The 22846-nt window shown below is 67.4% G+C and carries 24 protein-coding genes; 13 read left to right on the plus strand and 11 right to left on the minus strand.

What is annotated here, in order from left to right:
- Window positions 1–19: 19 nt before the first annotated feature.
- Window positions 20–802 carry a polyphosphate kinase 2 gene (ppk2, locus tag ABR323_RS01600; RefSeq protein WP_439447951.1) on the plus strand — a complete coding sequence of 261 codons (783 nt, stop codon included), beginning with the start codon at window positions 20–22 and terminating at the stop codon, window positions 800–802.
- Between the two features lie 619 nt (window positions 803–1421).
- Here ppk2 and ABR323_RS01605 read toward each other — a convergent pair.
- The gene (locus ABR323_RS01605) at window positions 1422–1997 is read right to left on the minus strand and encodes a redoxin domain-containing protein (protein WP_439447952.1); all 576 of its coding nucleotides are present in this window, start codon (window positions 1995–1997) and stop codon (window positions 1422–1424) included.
- Window positions 1994–3268, minus strand: a complete 1275-nt coding sequence (locus ABR323_RS01610) for a YihY family inner membrane protein (protein WP_135272412.1) — start codon at window positions 3266–3268, stop codon at window positions 1994–1996. Before ABR323_RS01610 ends, ABR323_RS01605 begins: the two co-directional genes overlap by 4 nt.
- A 77-nt stretch (window positions 3269–3345) precedes the next feature.
- Between ABR323_RS01610 and wrbA the strand changes: the two genes are divergently transcribed.
- The 3 genes from wrbA to ABR323_RS01625 all read left to right on the plus strand — a co-directional run bounded on the left by wrbA (window position 3346) and on the right by ABR323_RS01625 (window position 4836).
- Entirely contained in the window at window positions 3346–3939 is a 594-nt protein-coding gene (wrbA, locus tag ABR323_RS01615) for an NAD(P)H:quinone oxidoreductase (protein ID WP_012510135.1), read from the plus strand.
- Window positions 3936–4271, plus strand: a complete 336-nt coding sequence (locus ABR323_RS01620; protein WP_439447953.1) for a DUF2069 domain-containing protein — start codon at window positions 3936–3938, stop codon at window positions 4269–4271. Before wrbA ends, ABR323_RS01620 begins: the two co-directional genes overlap by 4 nt.
- A 79-nt stretch (window positions 4272–4350) precedes the next feature.
- Window positions 4351–4836, plus strand: a complete 486-nt coding sequence (locus ABR323_RS01625; protein ID WP_041864473.1) for an asparaginase domain-containing protein — start codon at window positions 4351–4353, stop codon at window positions 4834–4836.
- A gap of 88 nt (window positions 4837–4924) precedes the next feature.
- Here ABR323_RS01625 and ABR323_RS01630 read toward each other — a convergent pair whose 3' ends face one another.
- From ABR323_RS01630 to sufT, 3 genes are all read right to left on the minus strand, one after another.
- Window positions 4925–6664, minus strand: coding sequence for a S8 family peptidase (locus ABR323_RS01630; RefSeq protein WP_439447954.1), 1740 nt, complete (start codon window positions 6662–6664; stop codon window positions 4925–4927).
- 476 nt (window positions 6665–7140) lie between these two features.
- The gene (locus ABR323_RS01635) at window positions 7141–8235 is read right to left on the minus strand and encodes a branched-chain amino acid aminotransferase (RefSeq protein WP_135272408.1); all 1095 of its coding nucleotides are present in this window, start codon (window positions 8233–8235) and stop codon (window positions 7141–7143) included.
- A gap of 59 nt (window positions 8236–8294) precedes the next feature.
- Window positions 8295–8846, minus strand: a complete 552-nt coding sequence (gene sufT / locus ABR323_RS01640; protein ID WP_012479222.1) for a putative Fe-S cluster assembly protein SufT — start codon at window positions 8844–8846, stop codon at window positions 8295–8297.
- Between the two features lie 122 nt (window positions 8847–8968).
- Here sufT and ABR323_RS01645 point away from each other — a divergent pair, with 122 nt between their 5' ends.
- The gene (locus ABR323_RS01645) at window positions 8969–9388 is read left to right on the plus strand and encodes a hypothetical protein (protein ID WP_135272407.1); all 420 of its coding nucleotides are present in this window, start codon (window positions 8969–8971) and stop codon (window positions 9386–9388) included.
- Window positions 9389–9607: 219 nt separating this feature from the next.
- On the opposite strand, the gene ABR323_RS01650 is transcribed toward ABR323_RS01645, so the two are convergent.
- The gene (locus ABR323_RS01650) at window positions 9608–11068 is read right to left on the minus strand and encodes an NAD(P)(+) transhydrogenase (Re/Si-specific) subunit beta (protein WP_439447955.1); all 1461 of its coding nucleotides are present in this window, start codon (window positions 11066–11068) and stop codon (window positions 9608–9610) included.
- Window positions 11065–11385: an NAD(P) transhydrogenase subunit alpha gene (locus tag ABR323_RS01655; RefSeq protein WP_439447956.1), complete on the minus strand. Its 321-nt coding sequence runs from the start codon at window positions 11383–11385 to the stop codon at window positions 11065–11067. Before ABR323_RS01655 ends, ABR323_RS01650 begins: the two co-directional genes overlap by 4 nt.
- Before the next feature lie 98 nt (window positions 11386–11483).
- On the opposite strand from ABR323_RS01655, the gene ABR323_RS01660 reads away from it, so the two are divergent.
- From ABR323_RS01660 to ABR323_RS01670, 3 genes are read left to right on the plus strand one after another with little or no spacing between them, the layout of a single operon-like run.
- Entirely contained in the window at window positions 11484–12068 is a 585-nt protein-coding gene (locus ABR323_RS01660) for an RNA polymerase sigma factor (RefSeq protein ID WP_135272404.1), read from the plus strand.
- Window positions 12065–12391: a hypothetical protein gene (locus tag ABR323_RS01665; RefSeq protein WP_439447957.1), complete on the plus strand. Its 327-nt coding sequence runs from the start codon at window positions 12065–12067 to the stop codon at window positions 12389–12391. The genes ABR323_RS01660 and ABR323_RS01665 overlap by 4 nt, the downstream gene beginning before the upstream one ends.
- 4 nt (window positions 12392–12395) lie before the next feature.
- A complete protein-coding gene (locus tag ABR323_RS01670) occupies window positions 12396–12857 on the plus strand; it encodes a DUF3106 domain-containing protein (protein ID WP_439447958.1) in 462 nt (153 codons plus the stop codon).
- Between the two features lie 100 nt (window positions 12858–12957).
- On the opposite strand, the gene ABR323_RS01675 is transcribed toward ABR323_RS01670, so the two are convergent.
- Window positions 12958–14037, minus strand: coding sequence for an NAD(P) transhydrogenase subunit alpha (locus tag ABR323_RS01675; RefSeq protein ID WP_439447959.1), 1080 nt, complete (start codon window positions 14035–14037; stop codon window positions 12958–12960).
- A 52-nt stretch (window positions 14038–14089) separates the two neighbouring features.
- Window positions 14090–16414 carry a DUF1631 domain-containing protein gene (locus ABR323_RS01680; protein WP_439447960.1) on the minus strand — a complete coding sequence of 775 codons (2325 nt, stop codon included), beginning with the start codon at window positions 16412–16414 and terminating at the stop codon, window positions 14090–14092.
- Between the two features lie 331 nt (window positions 16415–16745).
- Between ABR323_RS01680 and ABR323_RS01685 the strand changes: the two genes are divergently transcribed.
- From ABR323_RS01685 to ABR323_RS01700, 4 genes are read left to right on the plus strand one after another with little or no spacing between them, the layout of a single operon-like run.
- Window positions 16746–17324, plus strand: a complete 579-nt coding sequence (locus tag ABR323_RS01685; protein ID WP_439447961.1) for a nitroreductase family protein — start codon at window positions 16746–16748, stop codon at window positions 17322–17324.
- A complete protein-coding gene (locus tag ABR323_RS01690) occupies window positions 17309–18295 on the plus strand; it encodes a 5'-3' exonuclease (protein ID WP_439448167.1) in 987 nt (328 codons plus the stop codon). The genes ABR323_RS01685 and ABR323_RS01690 overlap by 16 nt, the downstream gene beginning before the upstream one ends.
- Window positions 18292–18846, plus strand: a complete 555-nt coding sequence (locus ABR323_RS01695) for an NUDIX hydrolase (protein ID WP_439447962.1) — start codon at window positions 18292–18294, stop codon at window positions 18844–18846. The genes ABR323_RS01690 and ABR323_RS01695 overlap by 4 nt, the downstream gene beginning before the upstream one ends.
- A complete protein-coding gene (locus ABR323_RS01700; RefSeq protein ID WP_439447963.1) occupies window positions 18839–19636 on the plus strand; it encodes an N-formylglutamate amidohydrolase in 798 nt (265 codons plus the stop codon). Before ABR323_RS01695 ends, ABR323_RS01700 begins: the two co-directional genes overlap by 8 nt.
- Window positions 19637–19749: 113 nt before the next feature.
- Here ABR323_RS01700 and ABR323_RS01705 read toward each other — a convergent pair whose 3' ends face one another.
- Complete coding sequence (locus ABR323_RS01705; protein WP_439447964.1) at window positions 19750–20421, minus strand: DUF7716 domain-containing protein; 672 nt, start codon at window positions 20419–20421, stop codon at window positions 19750–19752.
- The gene (locus tag ABR323_RS01710) at window positions 20418–21830 is read right to left on the minus strand and encodes an MFS transporter (RefSeq protein WP_439447965.1); all 1413 of its coding nucleotides are present in this window, start codon (window positions 21828–21830) and stop codon (window positions 20418–20420) included. The genes ABR323_RS01705 and ABR323_RS01710 overlap by 4 nt, the downstream gene beginning before the upstream one ends.
- A 105-nt stretch (window positions 21831–21935) precedes the next feature.
- Here ABR323_RS01710 and ABR323_RS01715 point away from each other — a divergent pair, with 105 nt between their 5' ends.
- Window positions 21936–22820, plus strand: a complete 885-nt coding sequence (locus tag ABR323_RS01715) for a LysR family transcriptional regulator (protein WP_439448168.1) — start codon at window positions 21936–21938, stop codon at window positions 22818–22820.
- The last annotated feature ends 26 nt before the right edge of the window (window positions 22821–22846 follow it).

Consider the following 22846-nt stretch of genomic DNA (forward strand, 5'->3'; position numbering starts at 1 on the left):
CTCCCCGCGTGGTGTGACGATGGCCAAGCTCAAGCGCAAGGACTACGACGAACTGCTGCTGCCTTTGCAGCTGGAACTGACCGCGATGGCGCGCTGGGTGCAGCACAGCGGGCAGCGCCTGCTGGTGCTGTTCGAAGGCCGTGATACGGCGGGCAAAGGCGGTGCGATCCAGGCCATCAGCCAGCATCTCAACCCGCGCCAGTGCCGGGTGGTGGCACTTCCCAAACCCACCGACCGTGAAACCACGCAGTGGTACTTCCAGCGCTACGCCTCGCATCTTCCCGCCGCCGGCGAGATCGTGCTGATGGACCGCAGCTGGTACAACCGCGCTGGCGTCGAGCGGGTGATGGGCTACTGCAGCGAAACCGAGTACCAGCAGTTCCTGCGCCAGGCGCCGGTGTTCGAACAGCTGCTGGCGGACGACGGCATCCTGCTGTTCAAGTACTGGCTGTGCGTGGACCAGGAACAGCAGGAAAAACGCTTCGCCGAGCGCCACCTCGATCCACTGAAGGGTTGGAAGCTCTCCCCGGTGGACCTGAAATCGCGTAGCAAATACAGCGCGTACACCGAGGCCCGCGAGGCGATGCTGCGCGCGACCCATCGCGAGGCAGCGCCGTGGACGCTGGTGGATTTCAATGACCAGCGGCTGGGCCGGCTGACCCTGGTGCGCAACCTGCTGGACCGGTTGCCGGATACGCGGGTGGATGCACCGTTGCCGGAGCTGCCGAAGCTGAAGGGCAAGCTGCATCGCGAGCACTACGATGTGCTGAAGCCGATCGAGGACTTCCCGGTCGAAGATTAGGGTTGTTCGGCAGGGCTGCGCCCTGCACCTGCCGAAGCCAGAGCAAAGGCGACAGCGACAGCAACGGCGGGTATTCCGTGGGGTGGTGGGGCGGTGTCGGAGTGCGGGGACGCCGTGAACCCGTCCATGGGGGCTTGGCCGCGGCATCCATGCCGCGGACACCCCGCACTCCGACACCGCCCCACCCCTGACAGATTCCGGCAGCTGTTGGCGGGTGTCGACCTTGGTCGACACAGTAGATCCACGCCATGCGTGGATGAATCTCAATCGAAATCGAATATTTCGACAATGGAACGAAGAGCATCCACGCATGACGTGGATCTACTGCAGGTCGCGAGAAACTGTCGAAGGCGGGGTGGGTCCGGTTGCGGGGGCGTGAGCCGCATGGGCCCGAGGCATGCCTCGGGCGAGTTGGGCAGGACGCCCAACCCCGGTCTTGCCGTGTGCGCAGGACTGCGCGCACGAGCAAGCGGCGACCGAGCTTACATGGACGTACTTGCAGCGCCCCCCGCAACCGGACCCACCCCGCCTACCCACAGGTAACCCGCTTTTGCTTCGGCTGTTGCTGTTGCCTTGGTTCGTAGCAGGTGCAGGGTCGCAGGCCCTGCCGACAACCCCACTACTTGGCAGCAGCGATCTGCTTTTCGATGTCGGCGGCCGTCACCGGGCCAAGGAAGCTGTGCGCCAGCTTGCCCTGCGGATCCAGCAGATGCGTCAACGGCAGGCCACGCGGGGTGGCGAAGTCGGCCGGCGGATCGAACGGGTCCACGATCACGATCGGATAGGTCACCGGATGCTTGGTCAGGAACGACTGCATCTCCGGCACCTCGATGTCTTCATAGGCCAGGCCGACCACTTCGATGTTGCTGCGCATCGCGTGCAGCGCTGACAGTTCCGGCATCTCCTTGCGGCACGGTGCACACCAGGTCGCCCAGAAATTCACCACCACCCACTTGCCACGATGCGCAGCCAGATCGTAATCGCTGCCGTCCACCGCCTTCATCTTCAGCGTCGGGAACTCGGCGGTGGTGCGCTCGGCCGGGGTCTCATCCACCGGCGCCGGCGTAGTCGGCGTCGGCGCCTGTGCTGGCGGCTGGCTGCTGGCGGGCGTCGGTTCCTGCGCGGGCTTGCAGGCGGCCAGCGCCAGCACAAGGGCCAGCGGGAGCAGCAGCGGCAACGGGGGCTTGCGGGTCATGGCGTGTCTCCAGAATCGGTGTAGATGTCGCTGACCTTGCGCTTGAGGCGTTCGCGCAGGGGCAGTCGCAGGTCGTCCAGTGCCGCCAGTGCGGCACGGCCCAGGGTGTCGTCGCGATACGGCAGGTGCTGCTCGGCCACTGGAATGCGCAGTTGGGTGCATTCGTACAGATCGGCCAGGCTGACCTGCTCCAGGTCGCGCGCGAGCAGCCACTCGCCGCGCTCATCGCGGCGCAGCAGGCCGATCTCCTGCAGGTTGCAGATGAGGTCCTGCAGCAGCGAGTCGGTCAGCATCGGCTCCAGCCGCAGGATCTCGTCGTCGGCCAGGCCTTTGCCCTTGGCACGGGCATGGTGGAAGCGGCCGAGCAGGCGCAGCAGGCCATAGAACTCGTAGCCCTGCGGCAGGCGCAACTCTACCGGCTGGTAGCGGAAGGCTGCCATCGACGAAGACAACGATGCACCCAACAGCACCGCCACCCAGCACAGGTAGATCCACAGCAGCAGGATCGGCACGAAGGCCACTGTGCCGTAGAGCTTCTGGTAGGACTGGAAGCTGCCCAGGTAGGCGCCGATGCCCCACTTCACCAGTTCCAGGATGACCGCCGCGAGGATCGCACCAGGCACCGCGTGCCGCCATTTCACCGTGTGGTGCGGCACCACGCGGAACATCAGCGTGATGCAGACGAATTCGATCAGGATCGGTGCCAGCCGCAGCGCCAGGTCGGCCAGCCAGCGGCCTTCCTGGGTGCCGAACAGCGGCATCGCGAAGACCCGCGCCGACACCGCCAGCGAGGCCGCAGCCAGCATCGCGCCCAGGGTCAGCACGGTCCAGTAGACCAGGAAGCGGGTCAACTTGGGCCGGGTCGAGCCCACGCGCCAGATCTGGTTGAAGGTTTCTTCAACACTATTGAGGGTGATCAGCAGTGACACCACCAGCGCAATGAAGCCGGCGGCGGTGAGCTGTCCGGCACTGGCCGAGAACTGCCGCAGGTAGCCTTCGGCCGCGCGTGCGGCATTGGGCACGAAGTTGGAGAAGACGTAATCGCTGAGCTGGTCACTCCAGCGGTCGAAGACGGGGAAGGCCGAGAGCACGCCAAACACCACGATGGCCAGCGGCACCAGCGCGAACACCGTGGTGTAGGCCAGCGCCGCCGCTGCCTGGAACAGGCGGTCGTCGAGGAAGCGATGCCACAGGAAGCGGCCGAAGCTGATGGCGCGTGCGCGATCCCGCGCGCGCTCCATCCACAGGTTGAGCGTATCCAAAGGTTCCATCGGCGAAAGGGTACCCGATGCGGAATGTTCGCAGGATAGCCATACTGGTACTCACACGACGAGGAGAAGCGGTCACGATGGGCGAGATTCTGGTGCTGTACTACAGCCGGGGCGGTTCAGTGGCACGGCTGGCGCGCCAGATCGCGCGGGGCATCGGCGAAGTGCCGGGCATGACTGCGCGCCTGCGCACGGTGCCGCCGGTGGCCGCAGTGACCCAGACCGCGCAGCCGCCGGTGCCCGACGATGGCGCCCCCTACGTGAGCGTGCAGGACCTGGTCGAGTGCCAGGGCCTGCTGCTGGGCAGCCCGACCCGCTTCGGCAACATGGCCGCGCCGGTGAAGCACTTCCTTGATGGGCTGGGCGCCGAATGGGTCAACGGCACCCTGTCCGGCAAGCCGGCCGGCGTGTTCACCTCCACCGCCTCGATGCATGGCGGCCAGGAATCGACCCTGCTGTCGATGCAGGTACCGCTGCTGCACCATGGCTGCGTGATCGTCGGCATCCCGTTCACCGAACCGGCATTGAGCCATACCACCAGTGGCGGCACGCCGTATGGCGCCAGCCATGTGGCCGGCGCGGCCGACGATCCGCAGCCGACCGACGACGAGGCAGTGCTGGCGCGCGCGCTGGGCCGCCGGGTGGCCGACATCGCACAGCGGTTGGCCCGATGAACCGCCCGCCGCGCACGGTCCTGCTGCTGGCCCTGATGGGGCTGGCCGCGCTGTTCGCCGGCTGGTTCATCAATGACAAGCACTGGCTGGCCACCCAGCTGGTGTTCACCGCGCCGCCGCTGGCGCTGGCCGTGGCGCTGCGCCTGGGCTGGCGCAAGGCCGGTTTCTGGGCATCGGTACTGGCATTGGGCTGGTTCAGCCACGGCGTGATGAGCGCCTGGAGCCACCCGGAAACGCGCTGGCTGGCCCTGATCGAGATCTCCCTGGCGCTGCTGGTGATCTTCAGTGCCAGCCTGCCCGGGCTGCGTGCCCGCTTCGGCAAGCGACGCTGACGCTGCGGCCGCCGGGCCGTATCATCTGTGTTCCTGGCCCCGCGCCGCTGTACCTGTCCTGGTTTCGCGCATGCACATGATGGAAGAGCTCCTGGTCGTCACCACCGGTGGCACGATCGACAAGATCTATTTCGACGACAAGTCGGACTACCAGATCGGCGACCCTCAGATCGGCATGATCCTACGCGAGCTGGGCGTGACGTTCCGCTTCAACGTGATTCCGATCCTGCGCAAGGATTCGCTGCACATCAACGATGAGGATCGCGAGCTGATCCGCGCCACCATCGCCGCACAGCCGACCCGCCACGTGCTGGTGACCCATGGCACCGATTCGATGGTGCAGACCGGCCAGGTGCTGGCGACGATTCCGGAAAAGACCATCGTGATGACCGGCGCACTCAGCCCGGCGCGTTTCCGCGGGTCGGATGCCGAGTTCAACATCGGCTGTGCGATCGGTGCGGTGCAGTCGCTGCCGAGCGGCGTGTACATCGCGATGAATGGCCGGATCTTCGATCCGCAGCATGTGCGCAAGAACGTGGCCGCGAACCGCTTCGAGTCGGTTTGAGGAACAGCGTGCCGACCAAGGTCGGCACCTGCCCGAAGAAAAACGCCCCGGCCGGAGCCGGGGCGTGCCCATGGAGAGGGGCTTGGGCTCAGTACTGGGCGTTGAGGGTCAGGCCCGAGAAGGTGCTGTACGCCTTCACCCGTACATGCCAGGTGCCGGCGGCGGGGCTGTTGACGGTGCAGGTTTCAGCGTTGCCGCTCAGGTACGGACGGCAGGTGTACACCGTGTCGGTCGGGGCACTGCCCTGACGCAGGTAGAGGTCGGCGTCACCGCTGCCGCCACTGATCGCCACGCGCAGCTGGGTGCTGCCAGCCGGAACGTTGACGGTGTAGCTCAGCGAAGCGCCGCTGGCGGCACCCAGGCCGGTCACCGGCACGTTGTTCTGCAGCACGTTGCCACCCGGGTTCGGGCCGCCGCCGTTGATCGCTGCAGCCACGGCCGCGTCGGCGTCGATGATGCCGGCGCCGCAACCACCCGAGCAGGCACCCGGCAGCGGACGTGCGGTGCTCTTGATGATGCTCTCCACCTGCGCCGGGCTCAGCGGGCTCGGGGCCACGGACTGCATCAGCGCAACCACGCCGGCCACGTGCGGTGCCGCCATCGAGGTACCGTTGTACGAGGCGTAGCTGGCGCTGCCCGGAGTGGTGGTGCCGCTGTTGAGGGTGGACAGGATGCCCTGGCCCGGTGCCGAGATATCGATGCCGTTGCCATAGTTGGAGAAGCTGGCACGCGCACCGGCCGAGGTGGTGGCCGCCACCGCGATCACGTTCGGGCAGTTGGCCGGCACCGACGAGGACACGTTGGTGTTGCTGTTGCCTGCCGCGACCACCACGGTGGTGCCACGGCCGACCGCGCCATTGATCGCGTTCTGGTAGGTGGTCGAGCAGCTGCCACCGCCGCCCAGCGAGAGGTTGATGACCTCGGCCGGATTGGCGTTGGCTGGCACGCCGCTGACGCTGCCGCCGGAGGCCCACACAATCGCGTCGGCGATGTCGGAGGTGTAGCCGCCGCACTTGCCCAGCACACGCACCGGCACGACCTTGGCGTTGAACGCGGTGCCTGCCACGCCGGTGCTGTTGTTGGTCACCGCCGCCACCGTACCGGCGACGTGGGTACCGTGCCAGCTGGAGTTCGAACCCGGGTAGCCCGCCTGGCACTCGTTGTCGCCGTACCAGTCACCTTCATCGTTCGGGTTGTTGTCGCGGCCGTTGCCGTCGCGCGCCATCGCCGCATCGCTAATGAAGTCGTAGCCGGGCAGGATGTTGGCGTTGAGGTCGGCATGGTTGGTGATGCCGGTATCGATCACCGCCACCACGACGCCGGTACCGGTGGCCTTGTCCCACGCCGGCCGGATGTTGATGCCGGCATTGGAGGTGCCGAAGCCCCATTGCTCGCTGAAGCGGGTGTCGTTCGGGGTCAGCGTCGCGCGCATGATCTGGTCGACTTCGACGTATTCCACGTTCGGGTCGGCGGCCAGCTTGCGCATCAGCTGCTCGGATTCGGCCTGGTCGAGCGGACGATCGGTCCTGACCAGGGTCGGGCCGACGGCCAGCTTGCGGACCTGCTGCAGGCCCAACGCGCGGCCCTGGCTGCTGGCTAGGCCGGCGGCGGCACTCTTCAGTGAAGAGGCCAGTGCGGTGGTGTTGGCCACCGGTGCGCTGCCGTCGCGGTACTTCACGATGAAACGCTGGTGGGTCTGTGCGGACTGCAGGCCGCTGAGCTGGACATCACCGGCCAGCGCAGGCGTGGCCAGCAGCAGCGATGACAGAACGGACGCACCAAGGACCACCCACACTCGACGCACACGCGGTTGCGTTACCTGGGACATCGTATTTCCCTTTCTAGTGGTGTGAATGCCGGAATCGGCAGAAGCACCGGCCCGAACCGTGGGCTGGCTTGCAATGGCGAGGTTCGAAGTCCGGAGAGCCAGCGGATCCCCCTTCCGATCCGCCGTGCAGATGACGCTAAAGACCAAAACCGGACACCACAAGATTTTCAGTGTCTTTTCAGCAAGATGAAATGTTCGTTCTGAGACTTCCCGGGTCGAGGGTTTGTGAAGGTGAAGGAACTTTCTCGTGCCCTGCACGCACCTGACTGGGTCATCACGTGTCCTGCAATGACTTTGCCGACATCGGCGTCCGCCGATTTGGGGTCGGAGGTGGATGGGGTCAGATCCCTTTTCCCACGGAAAAGGGATCTGACCCCACCGACCTGACCAAAACGCAGAAAGCCCGTCACAGGGACGGGCTTTCCAGGAACAACGCAGCCGAGCGTGGGCTCGGCTCTACAGACGGGCGTGGGCGATCAGCCCAGCTTGACCAGCCAGTTGTGGCGGTCCGGCAGGCGGCCGTACTGGATGTCGGTCAGTTCCTTGCGCAGCGACATGGTCACTTCGCCGGCCGGGGCGTTGATGTCGCCCACCGAGAAACCTTCGCCCTTCAGCTGGCCGATCGGGGTCACCACCGCAGCGGTACCGCAGGCGAACACTTCGGCGATCTCGCCGGAGGTCACGCCCTGCTTCCACTCATCGATGGTCACCTTGCGCTCTTCGACCTTCATGCCACGGTCGCGGGCCAGCTGCAGGATGCTCTCGCGGGTGATGCCCTCAAGGATGCTGCCCGACAGCTGCGGGGTGACCAGGGTGCCGTCCTTGTAGACCAGGAACACGTTCATGCCACCCAGTTCTTCCAGGTACTTGCCTTCGACCGGGTCGAGGAACAGCACCTGCGAGCAGCCCTGCGCCTGCGCCTTCTGCTGCGGCAGCAGCGAAGCGGCGTAGTTGCCACCGCACTTGGCCGCACCGGTGCCGCCCTTGGCCGCACGTGCGTATTCGGTGGACAGCCAGATCGACACCGGGGCGACGCCCTTGGCGAAGTACGGGCCGGCCGGGCTGGCGATGACGTAGTAACCGGCCTTGTGCGCGCCGCGCACGCCGAGGAAGGCTTCATCGCCGATCATGAACGGACGGAAGTACAGGCTCGACTCGTCGGCCGACGGCACCCAGGCGCTGTCGACGGCGATCATCTGCTTCAGCGATTCAACGAAGATCTCCACCGGCAGTTCCGGCAGCGCCAGGCGCTGCGCCGAACGCTGCAGGCGGCGGCCGTTGGCATCCGGGCGGAAGGTCCAGATCGAACCGTCGGCATGGCGGTAGGCCTTGATGCCTTCGAAGATTTCCTGGCCGTAGTGCAGCACGGCCGCGGCCGGATCCAGCTGCAGCGGGCCGTAGGCACGCACGTTGGCGTTGTGCCAGCCGGTGTCCTTGTCCCAGCGCACTTCCACCATATGGTCGGTGAAGTGCAGGCCGAAGCCCGGCTTCTCCAGGATCTGGGCGCGCTCTTCAGCGCTGCGCGGGTGGTCCGAACGGGTGACGGCGAAGCTGGGAATGGACTGGGACACCGGAGATTTCCTGTTCTGGTTGCGGGTAATGCCGGGCCCGCGTCACTGCGGGCCCTGGGTCAAAGCATGCCGGTCTCGAGCCGGGCCGCCTCGGACATCATGTGCTGGTTCCACGGCGGGTCGAACACCAGGTCGACGTCGGCCTCGGCCACCGTCGGAATCATTTCAAGCTTGCTGCGCACGTCGTCGACGAGGATGTCGCCCATGCCGCAGCCGGGTGCGGTCAGGGTCATCTTCACATCGATCTCGCGCTGGCCCTCGTCCAGATGCTTGATCTCGACCTCGTAGACCAGCCCCAGTTCGACGATGTTGACCGGAATTTCCGGGTCGAAGCAGGTCCGCAGCTGCTGCCACACCAGTTGCTCCACCTGCTCGTCGGTCGCATCGGCCGGCAGCTCCAGCGGTGCCGGGGCCTCCTTGCCGATGGCGTCGCCGTCCTTGCCGGCGATGCGGAACAGGTTGCCTTCCACGAACACCGAATAACTGCCACCCAGCGCCTGGGTGATATACCCATAGCTGCCGGCGGGCAGGGTCACGGTATCGCCCTGCGGGACCATCACGGCCTCGCAATCGCGTTCGAAGTGGACAGGTTCGCTGCTACGGGAATACATGGGGACCGATATGGGGCCGTGGCCAAGGCCACGCAAGAACGCATTCTAGCCCAGCCGCCCTACCCTCGCCGGTGCACTGCGGCAAACCACAGTATCCTGTGGATGACTTTCAGGGAGCTTCGATGTCCTCCAATGCCGCGCGTGCCAGGACCGTGACCTGGCTCTGGCCCCTCATGCTGCTGCTGGGCCTGCTTGTTGCTCCCCTCGCCTGGATGGTGTTGGCCCTGATGACCGGCCGGCAGGTCGGCTGGATGGCCGTGGTGACCGCACTGGAGCTGGTGTTCATGCTGCGCATGGGTACGCTGGGTCCGGGCCGCCTGCGCATCGCCCTGGTGGTACTGGGCACGTTGCTGGTGGCTGCGGTGGCCAACTGGACCATCGCCAGTGCCTGGATGGGCGGCTCGATCGGGCTGGGCCTGTGGGACGCAACGATGCGGATGGGTCCGCATCTGGCCTGGACCCTGATCACACTGGCCAATGGCGCCGTGGAATGGCTGTGGTTGGCCGTGGGCGTGGCCGTAGGCGCCTGGCTGGCGCGCTGAGCGCGTAGATCCACGCCACGCGTGGATGGGCGGTAGTGCCGGCCGCTGGCCGGCAGAAGCGTGCGGACCAAGGTCCGCACCTACCGGATGCAGCCGCCGCTCAATGCCCGCCGTAGATCCACGCCACGCGTGGATGGGGGTAGCGCCGGGCCATGCCCGGCGAGCGCAGCGGTCCGCACGAAAAGCCGCCGGGCATGGCCCGGCGCTACCGGTACGGCCTCAATGCCCGCCGTCGAGCGCCTTCAGCTCGCTCACCAGCGACGCCGCCGCTTCGGCGCCATCACCGTAGAGCATGCGGGTGTTGTCGGCATAGAACAGCGCATTCTCGATGCCGGCGAAGCCAGTGCCCTTACCGCGCTTGATCACCACCACGTTGCGCGCGTTGACCACATCCAGCACCGGCATGCCGTAGATCGGGCTGGCCGGGTCGGTGCGTGCCACCGGATTGACCACATCGTTGGCGCCGATCACCAGCACCACGTCGGTGTTGGCGAACTCGGGGTTGATGTCGTCCATGTCGGCGATCAGGTCGTAGGGCACGCCGGCCTCGGCCAGCAGCACGTTCATGTGCCCGGGCATGCGCCCGGCCACCGGATGGATGGCGAACTTCACCTTGACCCCTCGGGTGATCAGGCGCTGCGCCAGTTCCCAGATCTTGTGCTGGGCCTGGGCCACCGCCATGCCGTAGCCCGGCACGATCACCGCCCGCTCGGCAAAGCCCATCATCGCCGCCACGTCCGCCGCTTCGATCGGCTTCTGCGATCCGGAAATCGCCTGCGCCTCGCCTGCCGCGGCGCCGCCGAAGTTGGAGAACAGCACATTGCGGATCGGCCGGTTCATCGCCTTGGCCATCAACCGGGTCAGCAGGATGCCCGCCGCGCCAACCATCATGCCGGCGATGATCAGCGCCTCGTTGCCCAGCACATAGCCTTCGAATGACACCGCCAGGCCGGTGAATGCGTTGTACAGCGAGATCACCACCGGCATGTCGGCGCCACCGATCGGCAGCGTCATCAGCACGCCCAGGGCGAGTGCCAGCACGAAGAAGGCGACGATGGCCCAGGTGCTGAGCGTGGTGGCCGCGATGATGCCCAGCACCACCACCGCCAGCGCGACCAGCAGGTTCATCACCTGCTGGCCCGGCCAGGTCACCCGCTTGTCGAGGCGACCATCCAGTTTGGCCCAGGCGATGACCGAACCGGACAGCGACACCGCGCCGATGGCCGCACCAACCACTGCCAGCAGCAGCACCGTGCCCGACGGCTGGCGCGCGGCCAGGTCGGCCAGCGCCTGTGGGCTCCAGTGAGTGGTATCGCGATTGGACAGGAAGGCGTAGCGCAGCAGTTCCACCGCACCGATGGCCGCCGCCGAGCCGCCACCCATGCCGTTGTACAGCGCCACCATCTGCGGCATGTCGGTGACCGCCACTTTGCCCGCCGACCACCAGGCCAGGCCGGCCCCCAGCAGCAGTGCTACCAGGATCAGCGGCACGTTGTGCAGTTCGGGCAGGAAGAAGGTCGCTACCGTAGCCAGCAGCATGCCCAGCCCGGCCCAGCGGATGCCGCTGCGCGCGGTCAGCGGCGAGGCCATGCGCTGCAGGCCCAGCAGGAACAGGGTGGCGGCAACCAGGTAGCTGGCCTTGACCAGCCAATCGAGCAGTTCGACGGTGCTGATGTTCAAGCCTGCGGCTCCTTCGGTTCGTCCTTGCCGCGCTTGGGGGCGCTCGGCTTGAACATTTCCAGCATGCGCGCGGTGACCACGTAGCCACCGGCGGCATTGCCGGCACCGAGCACCACGGCGAGGAAGCCCAGCGCCTTTTCCAGCGGCGTCTGCGCGTGCCCCAGCACCACCATCGCGCCGATCAGCACGATACCGTGGATGAAATTGGAACCTGACATCAGCGGGGTGTGCAGGATCACCGGCACCCGCGAAATGATCACGTGGCCGGCAATGGCGGCCAGCATGAAGATGTACAGCGCTACGAACCCGTTACTCACTGGCAACGCTCCTGCTCTGTCTTCGTCGCCCCATCATAACCATGGGCTGAACCCGGCGCGCGTCCGCCGTCAACCGAAGCCGCGCTCACGCGTTGTCGATGGTGACCCCGAGTGTGGAACCGTACCCTGTGCTGGTGAGCAGCCCCCTCCCCCCGAGCGCCGAGACCGATGCCCTGCCGGCGTCGCTGGAGGCGTTCCTGGCCAGCGTTGGCCCGCGTGCGTTCCGCTTCGCAGAGGCCGGCCTGCGCCAGCGCGAGGATGCGCTGGACGCGGTGCAGGATGCCCTGCTGCGCATGCTGGACTACGCCGACAAGCCGGCCGCCGAATGGGCACCACTGTTCTGGAGCATCCTGCGCCGACGGGTGATCGACCTGCAGCGCCGGCGACGCTTCCGCCTGCCGTTCTGGCGTGACAACCAGGATGCCGATGGCGGCGAAATCGATTGGGCCGATCCCGGCCCGGATCCGGCGCAGGCGCATGAACAACGCCAGCAGTACCAGCAACTCGTGGAGGCGCTGCGAACCCTGCCTGCACGCCAGCGCGAAGCCTTCACCCTGCGCGTGCTGCAGGACCTGGACGGGGCCACCACCGCCCGTGCCATGGGCTGCAGCGAAGGCGCGGTAAAAACCCATCTGGCACGCGCCCGGCAGGCGCTGCAGGACTACCTGGAGACCCACCCGTGAACCGTTCCCTGCCTTCCGATGACACCCTGCGCAGCCTGCACGCGCAGTCGTTGCAGGCGTTGCCGCCGGCGACGCTGGCACGGCTGCGCCAGGCCCGACATGGCGCCACGGCTGCCCATCGCGGGCGCGGGCGCTGGTGGCTGGCCAGCGCCTGTTCACTGGTGGTGGCACTGGGTATCGGCCTGCAGTTCACCGGTCACGACACGCTGACGGGCCCGGCGCCGGCGCCGATACTTGCATCGGTGGAAGACAACAGCGCGCTGTACGACGAGAATCCCGATCTGTACCTGTGGCTGGGCGACAACGACCTGGCGATGGAGTGAACCCATGTCCCGACTGCATACCCTGCCGCTGCTGCTGATCCTGTCGCTGCTGCCGGCCGTCCCGGCGCTGGCGCAGAGCACCGCGCCCGCGCCTGCCGCACGCCCTGCACCGGCAGCACCACTGCCGGCGTGGGAGCAACTGAGCGAAGCCCAGCGCGAATCCCTGCTGGCGCCGCTGCGCGACCGCTGGAACAGCGCCGATGCCGGCCAGCGCCAGCGCATGCTCTCGCATGGCCAGCGCTGGCAGTCGATGAGCCCGGAAGAACGCGACAAGGCCCGCCGTGGCCTGCGCCGCTTCGAGCACATGAGCCCGGAACAGCGCGAGCAGGCGCGCGCCCTGTTCGGTCAGATGCGGGAACTGCCGCCGGCCCAGCGCGACGCGCTGCGCGAGCGTTGGTCGCAGATGACGCCGGAACAGCGCAAGGACTGGGTGCGCGACAACCCGCCGCCGGCGAAGCCGCGGTAACGCCGGCATCCGCATGGTGGGTGCGGACCTTGGTCCGCACACTGGGCCGTTCATCCACGCATGGCGTGGATCTACCGGGAAGACAACCGGCGCTGCCGACTCACGCCTGCCAGCGGGTCTTGGCCAGCAGTTCGTCTTCCCAATCGAAACCGAGCGCTCCTTCGCGCACGAACAACGCGACGAAGTTGAGCAGATTGCGCGCATACATCTCACTGGCCTGCGTCGCGCCGCGACTGGCCAGGCCCAGCGGGCCATCGATGGTCACGCCCTGATGCTCGATGCACTGCCCCGGTTGGGTCAGTGCACAGTTGCCGCCACTCTCGGCGGCCAGGTCCACGATCACGCTGCCGGTGGCCATGCCCTCCACCATCGCGGCGGTCACGATGGTCGGTGCTGGACGCCCCGGTACCGCAGCGGTGCAGATGACCACGTCCACGCTGCGCAGGTGATCGGCCAGTCGACGCTGCTGCTCGGCGCGCTCCTCGTCGGTCAACGCGCGCGCATAGCCGCCCTCGCCGGCCGCGCTCACGCCGAGATCGAGGAAGCGCGCGCCCAGTGACTGGATCTGCTCGCGGGTTTCCGGACGCACGTCGAAGCCTTCCACCTGCGCGCCGAGGCGGCGCACGGTGGCGATGGCCTGCAGGCCTGCCACGCCGGCACCGATCACCAGCACCTTGGCCGGGCGCACGGTACCGGCCGCGGTGGTCAGCATCGGGAAGAAGCGTGGTGCGCGCTCGGCGGCGATCAGCGCGGCCTTGTAACCGGCCATGCCGGCCTGCGAACTGAGCACGTCCATCGCCTGCGCACGGGTGGTGCGCGGCAGCTGCTGCAGCGGGAACAGGTACAGGCGGTCGTCGCTGGCCAACGCGGCCAGGGCTGGATCGCTGGCCGGGGTCAACAGACCGACCACACTGGCGGCGGGCTTCAACTGGGCCAGCACCGCAGCCGGCGGCGCCTGCACGCACAGCAGGATGTCGATTTCGCTCCAGCGGCTGGCGTCGAAGACGCGCGCGCCGGCATCGTCATAGGCAGCATCGGTGAAACCCGCGGCGAGGCCAGCACCGGCTTCGTACCAGACGGTGACGCCCAGCGCACCGAGCTTGCGCGCGGTCTCCGGCGTCAGTGCCACACGCCGTTCGCCCGGCGCGGTCTCCTTGATCCCCAGCAACGCCACGGCCATGCAGGTCCCCGCTGATCGGTGTGTTTTCCCGATCCTAGCAGGCGGCCACCCCTCAGTGCAGGGTGGCGCTGCCCGGGTCCAGCCGATCGATCACGCCCTGCATGGCGCTGTCGAAGGCGCCATCGTCAACGTGGGCGCGCAGGCGGCCCAGCCGCACCATCACCGCCAGTTCCTCCGGCGAGGCCACGCAGAAGCGCACGCCGCGGCGGTTGACGAACAACAGGCGCGAGGAAATCGGGCTGACCCAGGACAGCTTGCCGGCCTGGACCTTGCCGTCCTTGTCGACGAAGTCCAGCCAGTTGCCGATCTCCATGCGACGGAAGCGATCGGCGTCGGCATTGTCGAAGTCATCGGCGTCGATCTGACCCCTCAACTCCACCGCCGGCGATTCGGCCACCGGCGGTGCCGGCAGCGCGACCTGCGGCAGTTCCGGCAGCGCGCGCTGCAGTTCCGGCCGCGATTCAGCAATGCCCTGCAAGGTATCGTGCAGCGCATCGATGGCGGCGGTGGCCGCATCACCGTGCACGCCAACGCTGGCGAACACTTTGGCCAGCAATGGCTGCCAGGCCTGCAGCCACGGCTTGCCGACGATCTGGCGGCGCGCTTCGGCCACTTCCTCCAGCAGGCCATCGCCCAGGCTCAGCGCCTCGGCCACCGATGCCCCGTCCTCACCTTCGCGCAGCAGCGCCAGGGTCAGATGGTGCTGCCACGGCTGGCGCAGGAACTCGGCGATGGCCGACGGCAGGGTGGCATCGCCGATGCGGCGATCCAGTTCGGCACCGGCCCGGCTGCGGGCCATTTCCAGCTTTTCCTGGCCGCGCTGCGTTTCGGCAGCACGGCGCTCGGCGATTTCCACGCGGCGGCGATGCTGCACCAGGAATTCGCGGAATTCTTCTTCCAGGGTCAGGAAGATCGCCAGGTTCTCGTTGAACTCGGCCACCAGGCGCTCGATGATCTCTTCCACCTTGGCCATCAGCATGCGCTCGGCCTGGCTTTCGCCGGTATTACCTTCGCAGGCCTCGGCCAGCGAATTGAGCAGCTTGCGCGCCGGGTGGGTCTTCTGCACGAACATGCGGCGATCGAGCATGGCGACCTTGACGAAGGGCACCACCAGGCGGCCGATCAGCTCGCGCGAGCGACCTTCCAGTTCGCGCTCGTCCAGCATTACGTCAAACAGCATGCCAACCAGATCGATCGCATCCTCGTCCTGCGGATCGAGTCGGGTCTGGCCCGGATCCACGCCGAGGCGTGTGGCGCTGGACAGCACTTCGCTCTTCAGCCGCTGCGCCAGTGATTCGCCGTCCTCGCCGATCGCTGCACGCAGCGTGGCGCTGGGTGTGGCCTGCAGCAGCGACAACACCGACATCATCTCGCGCTGGCTGAGCGGGCGATGCTGGCCGACGGCGACCTGCGCGGCCGACGTTGCGTCCTCGCGCACATGGCGGGTCTGCTGCAGCAGTTCATGCAGCGCTTCGAGCAGCATGCCCTGCTGGCCCGCGTAGGCCTCGCCGGTGCCACCGCTGTCTTCAGCGCCCAGGTGCTGCTGCATGTGGCCGCGGCGCTCGGACCAGCGTGCGGCGAAGCGCTGTGCCCAGGCCGGTGCGGCCTGTTCGTCATCGCCGGATTCGCCGTCGAAGCCCGCGCCCTGGCGCTGTTCGACCAGATCGTCCAGGCCCGGGGGCATGCGCGGATCGGGTGCGGCTGACAGCGGTCGCTGCGGCGCTCCCATCTGCGACATCACGCCGGCTGCGGCCAGTTGTTCGTCCAGTTTTTCGTAGATGCGACCCACCGGCGCGCGCAGGTCGCGTTCGCACAGCTTGATCAGCACAAGGTGTACTTCCGGCGCCAGCTCGCAGCCGGCAAAGGCTTCGTGGATGGCAACGCCCAGGTGCTCGGGGCTGATCGGGTTGTGGTCGGCATCCAGCTCGGCACCACCGATCAGCCGCCCCAGCCGGCGATCAAGCCGTGCCAGCACCGGCTTGAAATCACGCAGCAGCACGGTGGCGAAGTTGCGCACCGCCAACCGCGATTCCAGTACGTGCTCATCCAGCAGGCTGAGGCTGTCCTCGGCCGGGCCCGACAGGGTTGCCTCGGCCGACAGCGGCTCACCACTGGCCAGCGCATCCCAGGCCTGCTGCAGATGGCCGGCGAAGGCGGCAGCGATGTCCTCGCGGCGGCGGCGCAGTTCGCGCATCGCATCCAGGAACAGCAGCTGCGACGAGCCGGCATTGCCGGCACGGTCGAACAGGGCATCGTCGAAACGCGCCAGTGCGGCCCCGAAGGCCTGGCACAGGGCGGGCAGGACCATGTCCCGGGCACGCTGGAGCTGTGCCGGGTCACGGCCCGGCGATCCCATCGGTGTGGGCGCGCTCATCATTCGGGAAGGCTCCCCACCTTCTCTGGTACGACAGACAGCATGGACATCGCGACGACCGGCACACCCCATGTACCGGTACGTCGATGGTAGGCCGGCCAGCCCGTCACGGACAGTGAAACAGTCCTCACTTCAAACCTCATGACCGGCGGCCCGGCAAGATAGGTATCGTAAGCGGTGCAAGGCCCATGAGGCGAGGGGAAGCGGTCCTCCGTTTCCCGCCAGTGGCATGATGTTCATCACAGTTTGATATTCAGGGTCCGGACGCGACACAGACGGCGCCATTGGCCACCCCGACTATAATCAAACACCCGTGACGACCGGTTCAGACTCCATGCCCGACCCCGCTGCCCTGCTTGCCCTGGATGCCCGCCGCTCAGTGCCTTCGCGGCAACTGGGCGAGCCCGGACCGGATCCGGCCACTCTGCAGCGGATGCTGGCTTCAGCAGTACGCGTGCCTGACCACGGCAAGCGCGTGCCGTTCCGCTTCCTGAAGATTGCCGGCGATGCGCGTCACACTCTGGGCGACTTCCTGGCCGAGCGCAGCCGCCAGCGTGACCCGCACGCCGGCGAGGCCGTGATCGAGAAAGACCGCCAGCGTTTCAGCCATGCACCACTGGTGATCGTGGTGGTGACCAGCCCACGCCCGGACCCGAAGGTGCCCGAGCAGGAACAGCTGATGACCGCCGGCTGTGTCTGCTTCGCCCTGCTGCAGGCCGCACAGGCGCTGGGCTTCGGCGCTCAGTGGCTGACTGCATGGATGGCCTTCGACCCGGTCGTGCAGGCGCACCTTGGCCTCACCGAGGGCGAGGGCATCGCCGGCTTCATCCATATCGGCACGCCCAAGGCCGAGGTGCCTGAGCGCGAGCGGCCGGACGCCGCGGCCTTGCTGCAGGACTGGACCGGCCAGTGAGCGCCGTGAATGCCGTGCCGCTGCCACCGCTGTACCTGGTGGATGCCAGCATCTACGTGTTCCGCGCCTGGCATTCGCTGCCGGACGAGTTCCAGGACAGCCAGGGCTGGCCGACCAACGCAGTACACGGGTTTGCCCGCTTCCTGCTGGACCTGCTCGAGCGCGAACGCCCCCGGCACATCGCCATCGCCTTCGACGAGGCGCTGGACAGTGGCTTCCGCCACCGCCTGTACGCGGCCTACAAGGCCAACCGCGACCCGGCGCCGGAAGCGCTGAAGCGCCAGTTCGTGCACTGCAAGGCGTTGTGCGCAGCGCTGGGCCTGGTGGTATTGGCCCATCATGACTACGAGGCCGACGACCTGATCGGCAGTGCCCTGCACCAGCACCGGCACAGCCATCGCGGCCTGATCATTTCCGCCGACAAGGACCTGTCGCAGCTGCTGGTGGACCACGACGAGCAGTGGGACTACGCGCGCAACCAGCGCTGGGACGTGGCCGGGGTGAAGGCGCGGCACGGCGTGCACGCGCACCAGATTGCCGACTACCTGGCGCTGTGCGGCGATGCGGTGGACAACATTCCCGGTATCAGTGGCGTTGGCAGCAAGTCCGCTGCGGTGCTGCTGGCCCATTTCGGCAGCATGGACGTGCTCTACGAACGGCTGGACGAAGTGCCGTTCCTGCGCCTGCGCGGTGCCGCACAGATGGCGGTGCGCCTGCGCGAGCAGCGCGAGCATGCCCAGCTCTGGCGGCAGCTGACCACCATCGCGCTGGACGCGCCGCTGGAAGGCTGCCAGCCCGGCCTGCTGCGCCAGACGGCCGACCCGGAGCTGCTGGGCGGCCTGTGCCAGGCCCTGCGCTTCGGCCCGCTGACCCGCCGGCGTCTGTTCAGCGCCGCAGGCGTGAACGATCCCGGTTCGGCCACCGCGGCCGGCCCCGACAATCCCCTTCCCTCCTCCAGCGAGCCCGCATGAGCCAGAGAAATACCGAAGCCCCGCGTGTCGTCTATGAAGGCAAGTACCAGCGCATGGTCGTGCGCGGCACCTGGGAGTACAGCGAACGCACCCACGCCGGTGGCCTGGCGGCGATCATCATCGCCGTCACCCCCGAGGACAACGTGCTGTTCGTCGAACAGTTCCGCGTGCCCCTGCAGGCACCGACCATCGAGATGCCGGCCGGCCTGGTCGGCGACATCGATGCAGGCGAGTCGATTGAAGTCTCGGCCGTGCGAGAGCTTGAGGAAGAGACCGGCTGGACCGCCGATCACGCCGAAGTGCTGATGATCGGCCCGACGTCGTCCGGCGCCAGCAGCGAAAAGATCGCCTTCGTGCGCGCCACCGGCCTGCGTCGGATCGGCGAAGGTGGCGGCGATGACAGCGAGGACATCACTGTGCACGAGGTCCCGCGTGCGCAGGCGGCAGCGTGGTTGGTGCAGAAGATGGGGGAAGGCTACGCGCTGGACGCCAAGCTCTGGGCCGGGCTGTGGATGATCGAGCACCACCTGGACGGGCGCCCGCGTGGCTGACGCCGACCTGCATGTGCTGCCAGCACTGCTGGGCGCCGGTGACCCGGCGATCCACACCATCCATCAGCCGCAGGGCGTGTCGCCGTACGTGCTACTGGCTGACCATGCCGGCCAGCAGGTACCGCGCGCGCTGGCCGGGCTTGGCCTGGCCCAGGCCGAGCTGGACCGCCACATCGGCTGGGATATCGGCATCGGTGGCACCACCCGTGCGCTGGCGGCATTGCTGGATGCCTGGGCGATCGAGCAGACCTATTCGCGGCTGCTGATCGACTGCAACCGCCCGCTGGCCTCGCCCACGCTGATTCCGGAGATGAGCGACCACACTGTGGTACCGGGCAATACCGGACTGTCGGCGGCGCAGCGGCAGCAACGCATCGATTCGATCCACGCGCCCTACCACGCGCGTATCGAGGCCGAACTTGATGCACGCCGTGATGCCGGCCGCCCCACTCTGCTGGTGATGATGCACAGCTTCACCCCGGCGATGAACGGGATGCAACGTCCGTGGCACGCCGGTGTGCTGTACCACCAGGACACGCGCTTTGCGCATGCGCTGCTGCAGGCACTGCGCGATGAAGGCGACCTGGTGGTGGGTGACAACGAACCGTATTCGGTGAGCAGTACCAGCGACTACGCGGTACCGGTGCACGGCGAAGGCCGGGGCCTGGTGCATGTGGAACTGGAGATCCGCCAGGACCTGATCGCCGATACCGCCGGGCAGCAGGCGTGGGCGGAGCGGCTGGCGCGGATTTTCAGCGCGTTGCAGCCGGGGTTGTTGGCGGCCGGGTGACCGCCATCCACGCATGGCGTGGATCTACTGCAGCGCCGACGGACATCCGCATTCGGCGAAAAACGAACGAGGCCGGTTCCCAGTAGATCCACGCCATGCGTGGATGGTGTTGTTCAACGCAATACCGGCGCATCCATCCACGGGAACGGCTTGAACCCGTGCACCTGCAAGGTCGCGCCGATCGCACCGAACTGATCCTTGATGACCTGCGCGCGGTTGCGATCCAGCGCTTCACCCAGCACCAGCGGCAACGCACGGCAGCGTGCCAGCGCCTCACCCACGGGTACCTGGTGCACGTGCGCCACATGCTGCGCGGCGGCCTTCAGCTGCTCATCCGCACACGCCAGCAACCACAGGTCGAACGACGTAAAGATGTCCGCACCTACCCCGGCATAGCGCGCGGCCAGTCGGTCAGCCGCCGTAGCTTCCCCCAGCGCTTCGTCGACACCTTCGACTTCCAGGAACGCGTCGTGCTCGCAATAGTGCTCCAGAGCCTTTGCGTACTCCTCCACAGTGGATAGCGGACGCTGGCGCTTCTGTACAAAAATCACACCTGCAAAGTTGCCAGGTTCGAGATACCCGCGCAGCCCAAGCGCGCGCGCCTCGGCCGGCACCTCGCCGTCGTCATCAAAGGCGGTGTCCTCATCGGGCGGCAACCAGAAGCGCGCGTGCATCGGCTCGCCGTCGGTGGCGTGCACCCAGCCGAAGGACATGGATACGTCGTAGTCATCATTGCAGGCGGCAAACGCGTGCAGCGTCTGTTGCAGGTCCAGCAGTTCGATCATGCGTCGGTGCTCAGGCAAGCAGTCGCTACCGAGTCTACCGGCGCCGGGCGCAGGCCCAGCGCAATGACCACGCCGAACAGCGCGAACAGCGCGGCGCCGTACTCGGCGCGCACCAGTCCGGCCAACGCACTGGGCGAGCCTGCAGCGCCGGCACCGGCATTGGCCACCATCACCAGCACCGCCAGGCCCAGCGCCCCACCGATCTGCTGCGCGGTGGCGGCCATGCCAGATGCGACACCCTGCTGTGCGGCCGGCACGCCCTGCCCGGCCACGATCCACATCGCGGTCCAGGTCATGCCCTGGCCAATGCTCAGCACCACTACACCGGGCAGCAGCGGCCAGAAGTTCGCTGCGTGCGGCAATGCCGCCGCCACTCCGGCAATGCCCACGGCCCCGGCCAACTGCCCGACCACCAGCACCTTGCGTGCGCTCCAACGCTGCAGCGTCCACTCAGCCAGCTGGATGCCGACCGTGCACACCGCGGTGGCCGGCAGGAACGCCAGGCCGGCCTGTAGCGGGCTCCAGCCGTAGCCGTCCTGGAAGTAGAGCGCCAGGAAGTAGTACTGCACGCCATAGCTGCTCATGAAGGCGAAGGTCAGGCCGAGTGCCGCGCGCAGGCCGGGCAGGCGCAACAGCGCAAACTGCATCAGCGGATCGCGGCTGCGCTGTTCGATCTGCACGAACGCCACCAGCAGCAGCACCGACAGCAGCAGGCAGCCCAGCGTGGCCGGCGCCAGCCAGCCCCATTCCGGGCCCTGCACCAGGGTGGTGACCAGCAGGCTGCCGCCGAGAGTGACGGTGATGCAGCCGGCCAGATCGAACGAGCGGCCCTGCGCACGCGGGCCATCAGCCGGCAACCACGCGCCTGCGGCGACCGCACAAGCGGTGGCCAGCGGCACGATCACCGCCAGTACCGCCGGCCAGCCGAACGCCTGGGTCAGCACGCCACCAAGCAGCGTGCCCAGCGCCAGGCCCACCGCGCTGGCCATGCTCCAGATCGCCAGCGCGCGGTTGCGCACTGGACCTTCCGCGTAAAGCGTGTTGATCAGCGCCAGCGTGGCCGGGAACAGCAGTGCGGCACCGATGCCCTGCGCGGCACGCGCGATGATCAGCAGGGTGGCATTCGGTGCCAGGGCACCGAGCAGCGATGCCAGCGCGAACAGCAGCATGCCCAGCCGGTAGAAGCGGCGGCGGCCGATCAGGTCGGCGGCACGGCCTCCCAGCAGCAGGCTGCCGCCGAAGGCGACGGTGTAGGCACTGACCACCCATTGCAGCTGCTGCGCATTGATCTGCAGCGCGCGCCCCATGTCGTGCAGGGCGACGAAGATGATGGTGGCGTCCAGGGCGATGATCAGCTGGGCGGTGGCCAGCAGGGTCAGCGCCCAGCGCGGGTATTTGAGGGGAGGCATCGGCGGTCTGGAACGGTGGGGAAACGCAGTCTCATTGATGCGACCGAATCAATAAACCCCCCACCCACCATTTCTGTCATGATTTTTCGCATGAATGCAGCCTCGATGGACCTCAATGCGGTTCGCATGCTGGTGCAGGTAGCCGAAGCCCGCAGTTTCACCGTGGCTGCCGGTCAGCTGGGCCTGAGCCAGTCCGGCCTGTCGCGTGCGATCGGGCGGTTGGAAGTGTCGCTGGGGGTGAAGCTGCTGCAGCGGAACACCCGCAACGTGGCGCTGACCCCGGATGGCCGCCAGTTCGTGGAACAGGTGGCACCGTTGTTGGCCGGCCTGGACGATGCCGAGCGGCAACTGGCCGACCGCCCGTGCACGCCCTCGGGCACGTTGAAGATCAGCGCGCCGTCGATGTTCGGGCGCAAGGTGCTGGTGCCGATGCTGGCGCCGTTGCTGGAACGGCATCCGCAGCTGCAGGTGGAAGCGGTGCTCAGCGACCGTCTGGTCGATCTGGTCGAGGAAGGCTTCGATGCCGCGCTGCGCACCGGCGTCATCGCCGACCAGCGCATCGTCGCACGGCCATTGCGGCCGCTGCGCTGGGTGACCGTGGCCAGCCCCGCCTATCTGGCCCGCTGTGGCGCACCGGGCGATGTAGCCGCGCTGCAGGATCACGCGTGCCTGGCGGTGCGCAACCTGCGCAGTGGCCGGCTGGTGGACTGGCAGTTCCTGCAGGACGGGCACCTGCGTGAGGTCACGCCACCGACGCGGATGGTGTTCGACAGCGGCGATCCGCTGGTGGAAGCAGCGATCGCTGGTATCGGCATCGTGCAGGTGATGGATTTCGCGGTGGCCGATGCATTGGCCGACGGCCGCCTGCAGCGCGTGCTGCAGCCATTCGAGGGCCGCAGCCGCGAACTGTCGTTGATCTACCCGCCGTCGCGCCAGCATTCGCCGAAGCTGCAGGTGCTGGCCGACGCCTTGCTGGCCGGGCAGTGGTAGATCCACGCCATGCGTGGATGAGGTTC

The organism is Stenotrophomonas sp. ATs4 (assembly GCF_051861585.1).
In the GTDB taxonomy this organism is placed as follows: domain Bacteria; phylum Pseudomonadota; class Gammaproteobacteria; order Xanthomonadales; family Xanthomonadaceae; genus Stenotrophomonas; species Stenotrophomonas maltophilia_AS.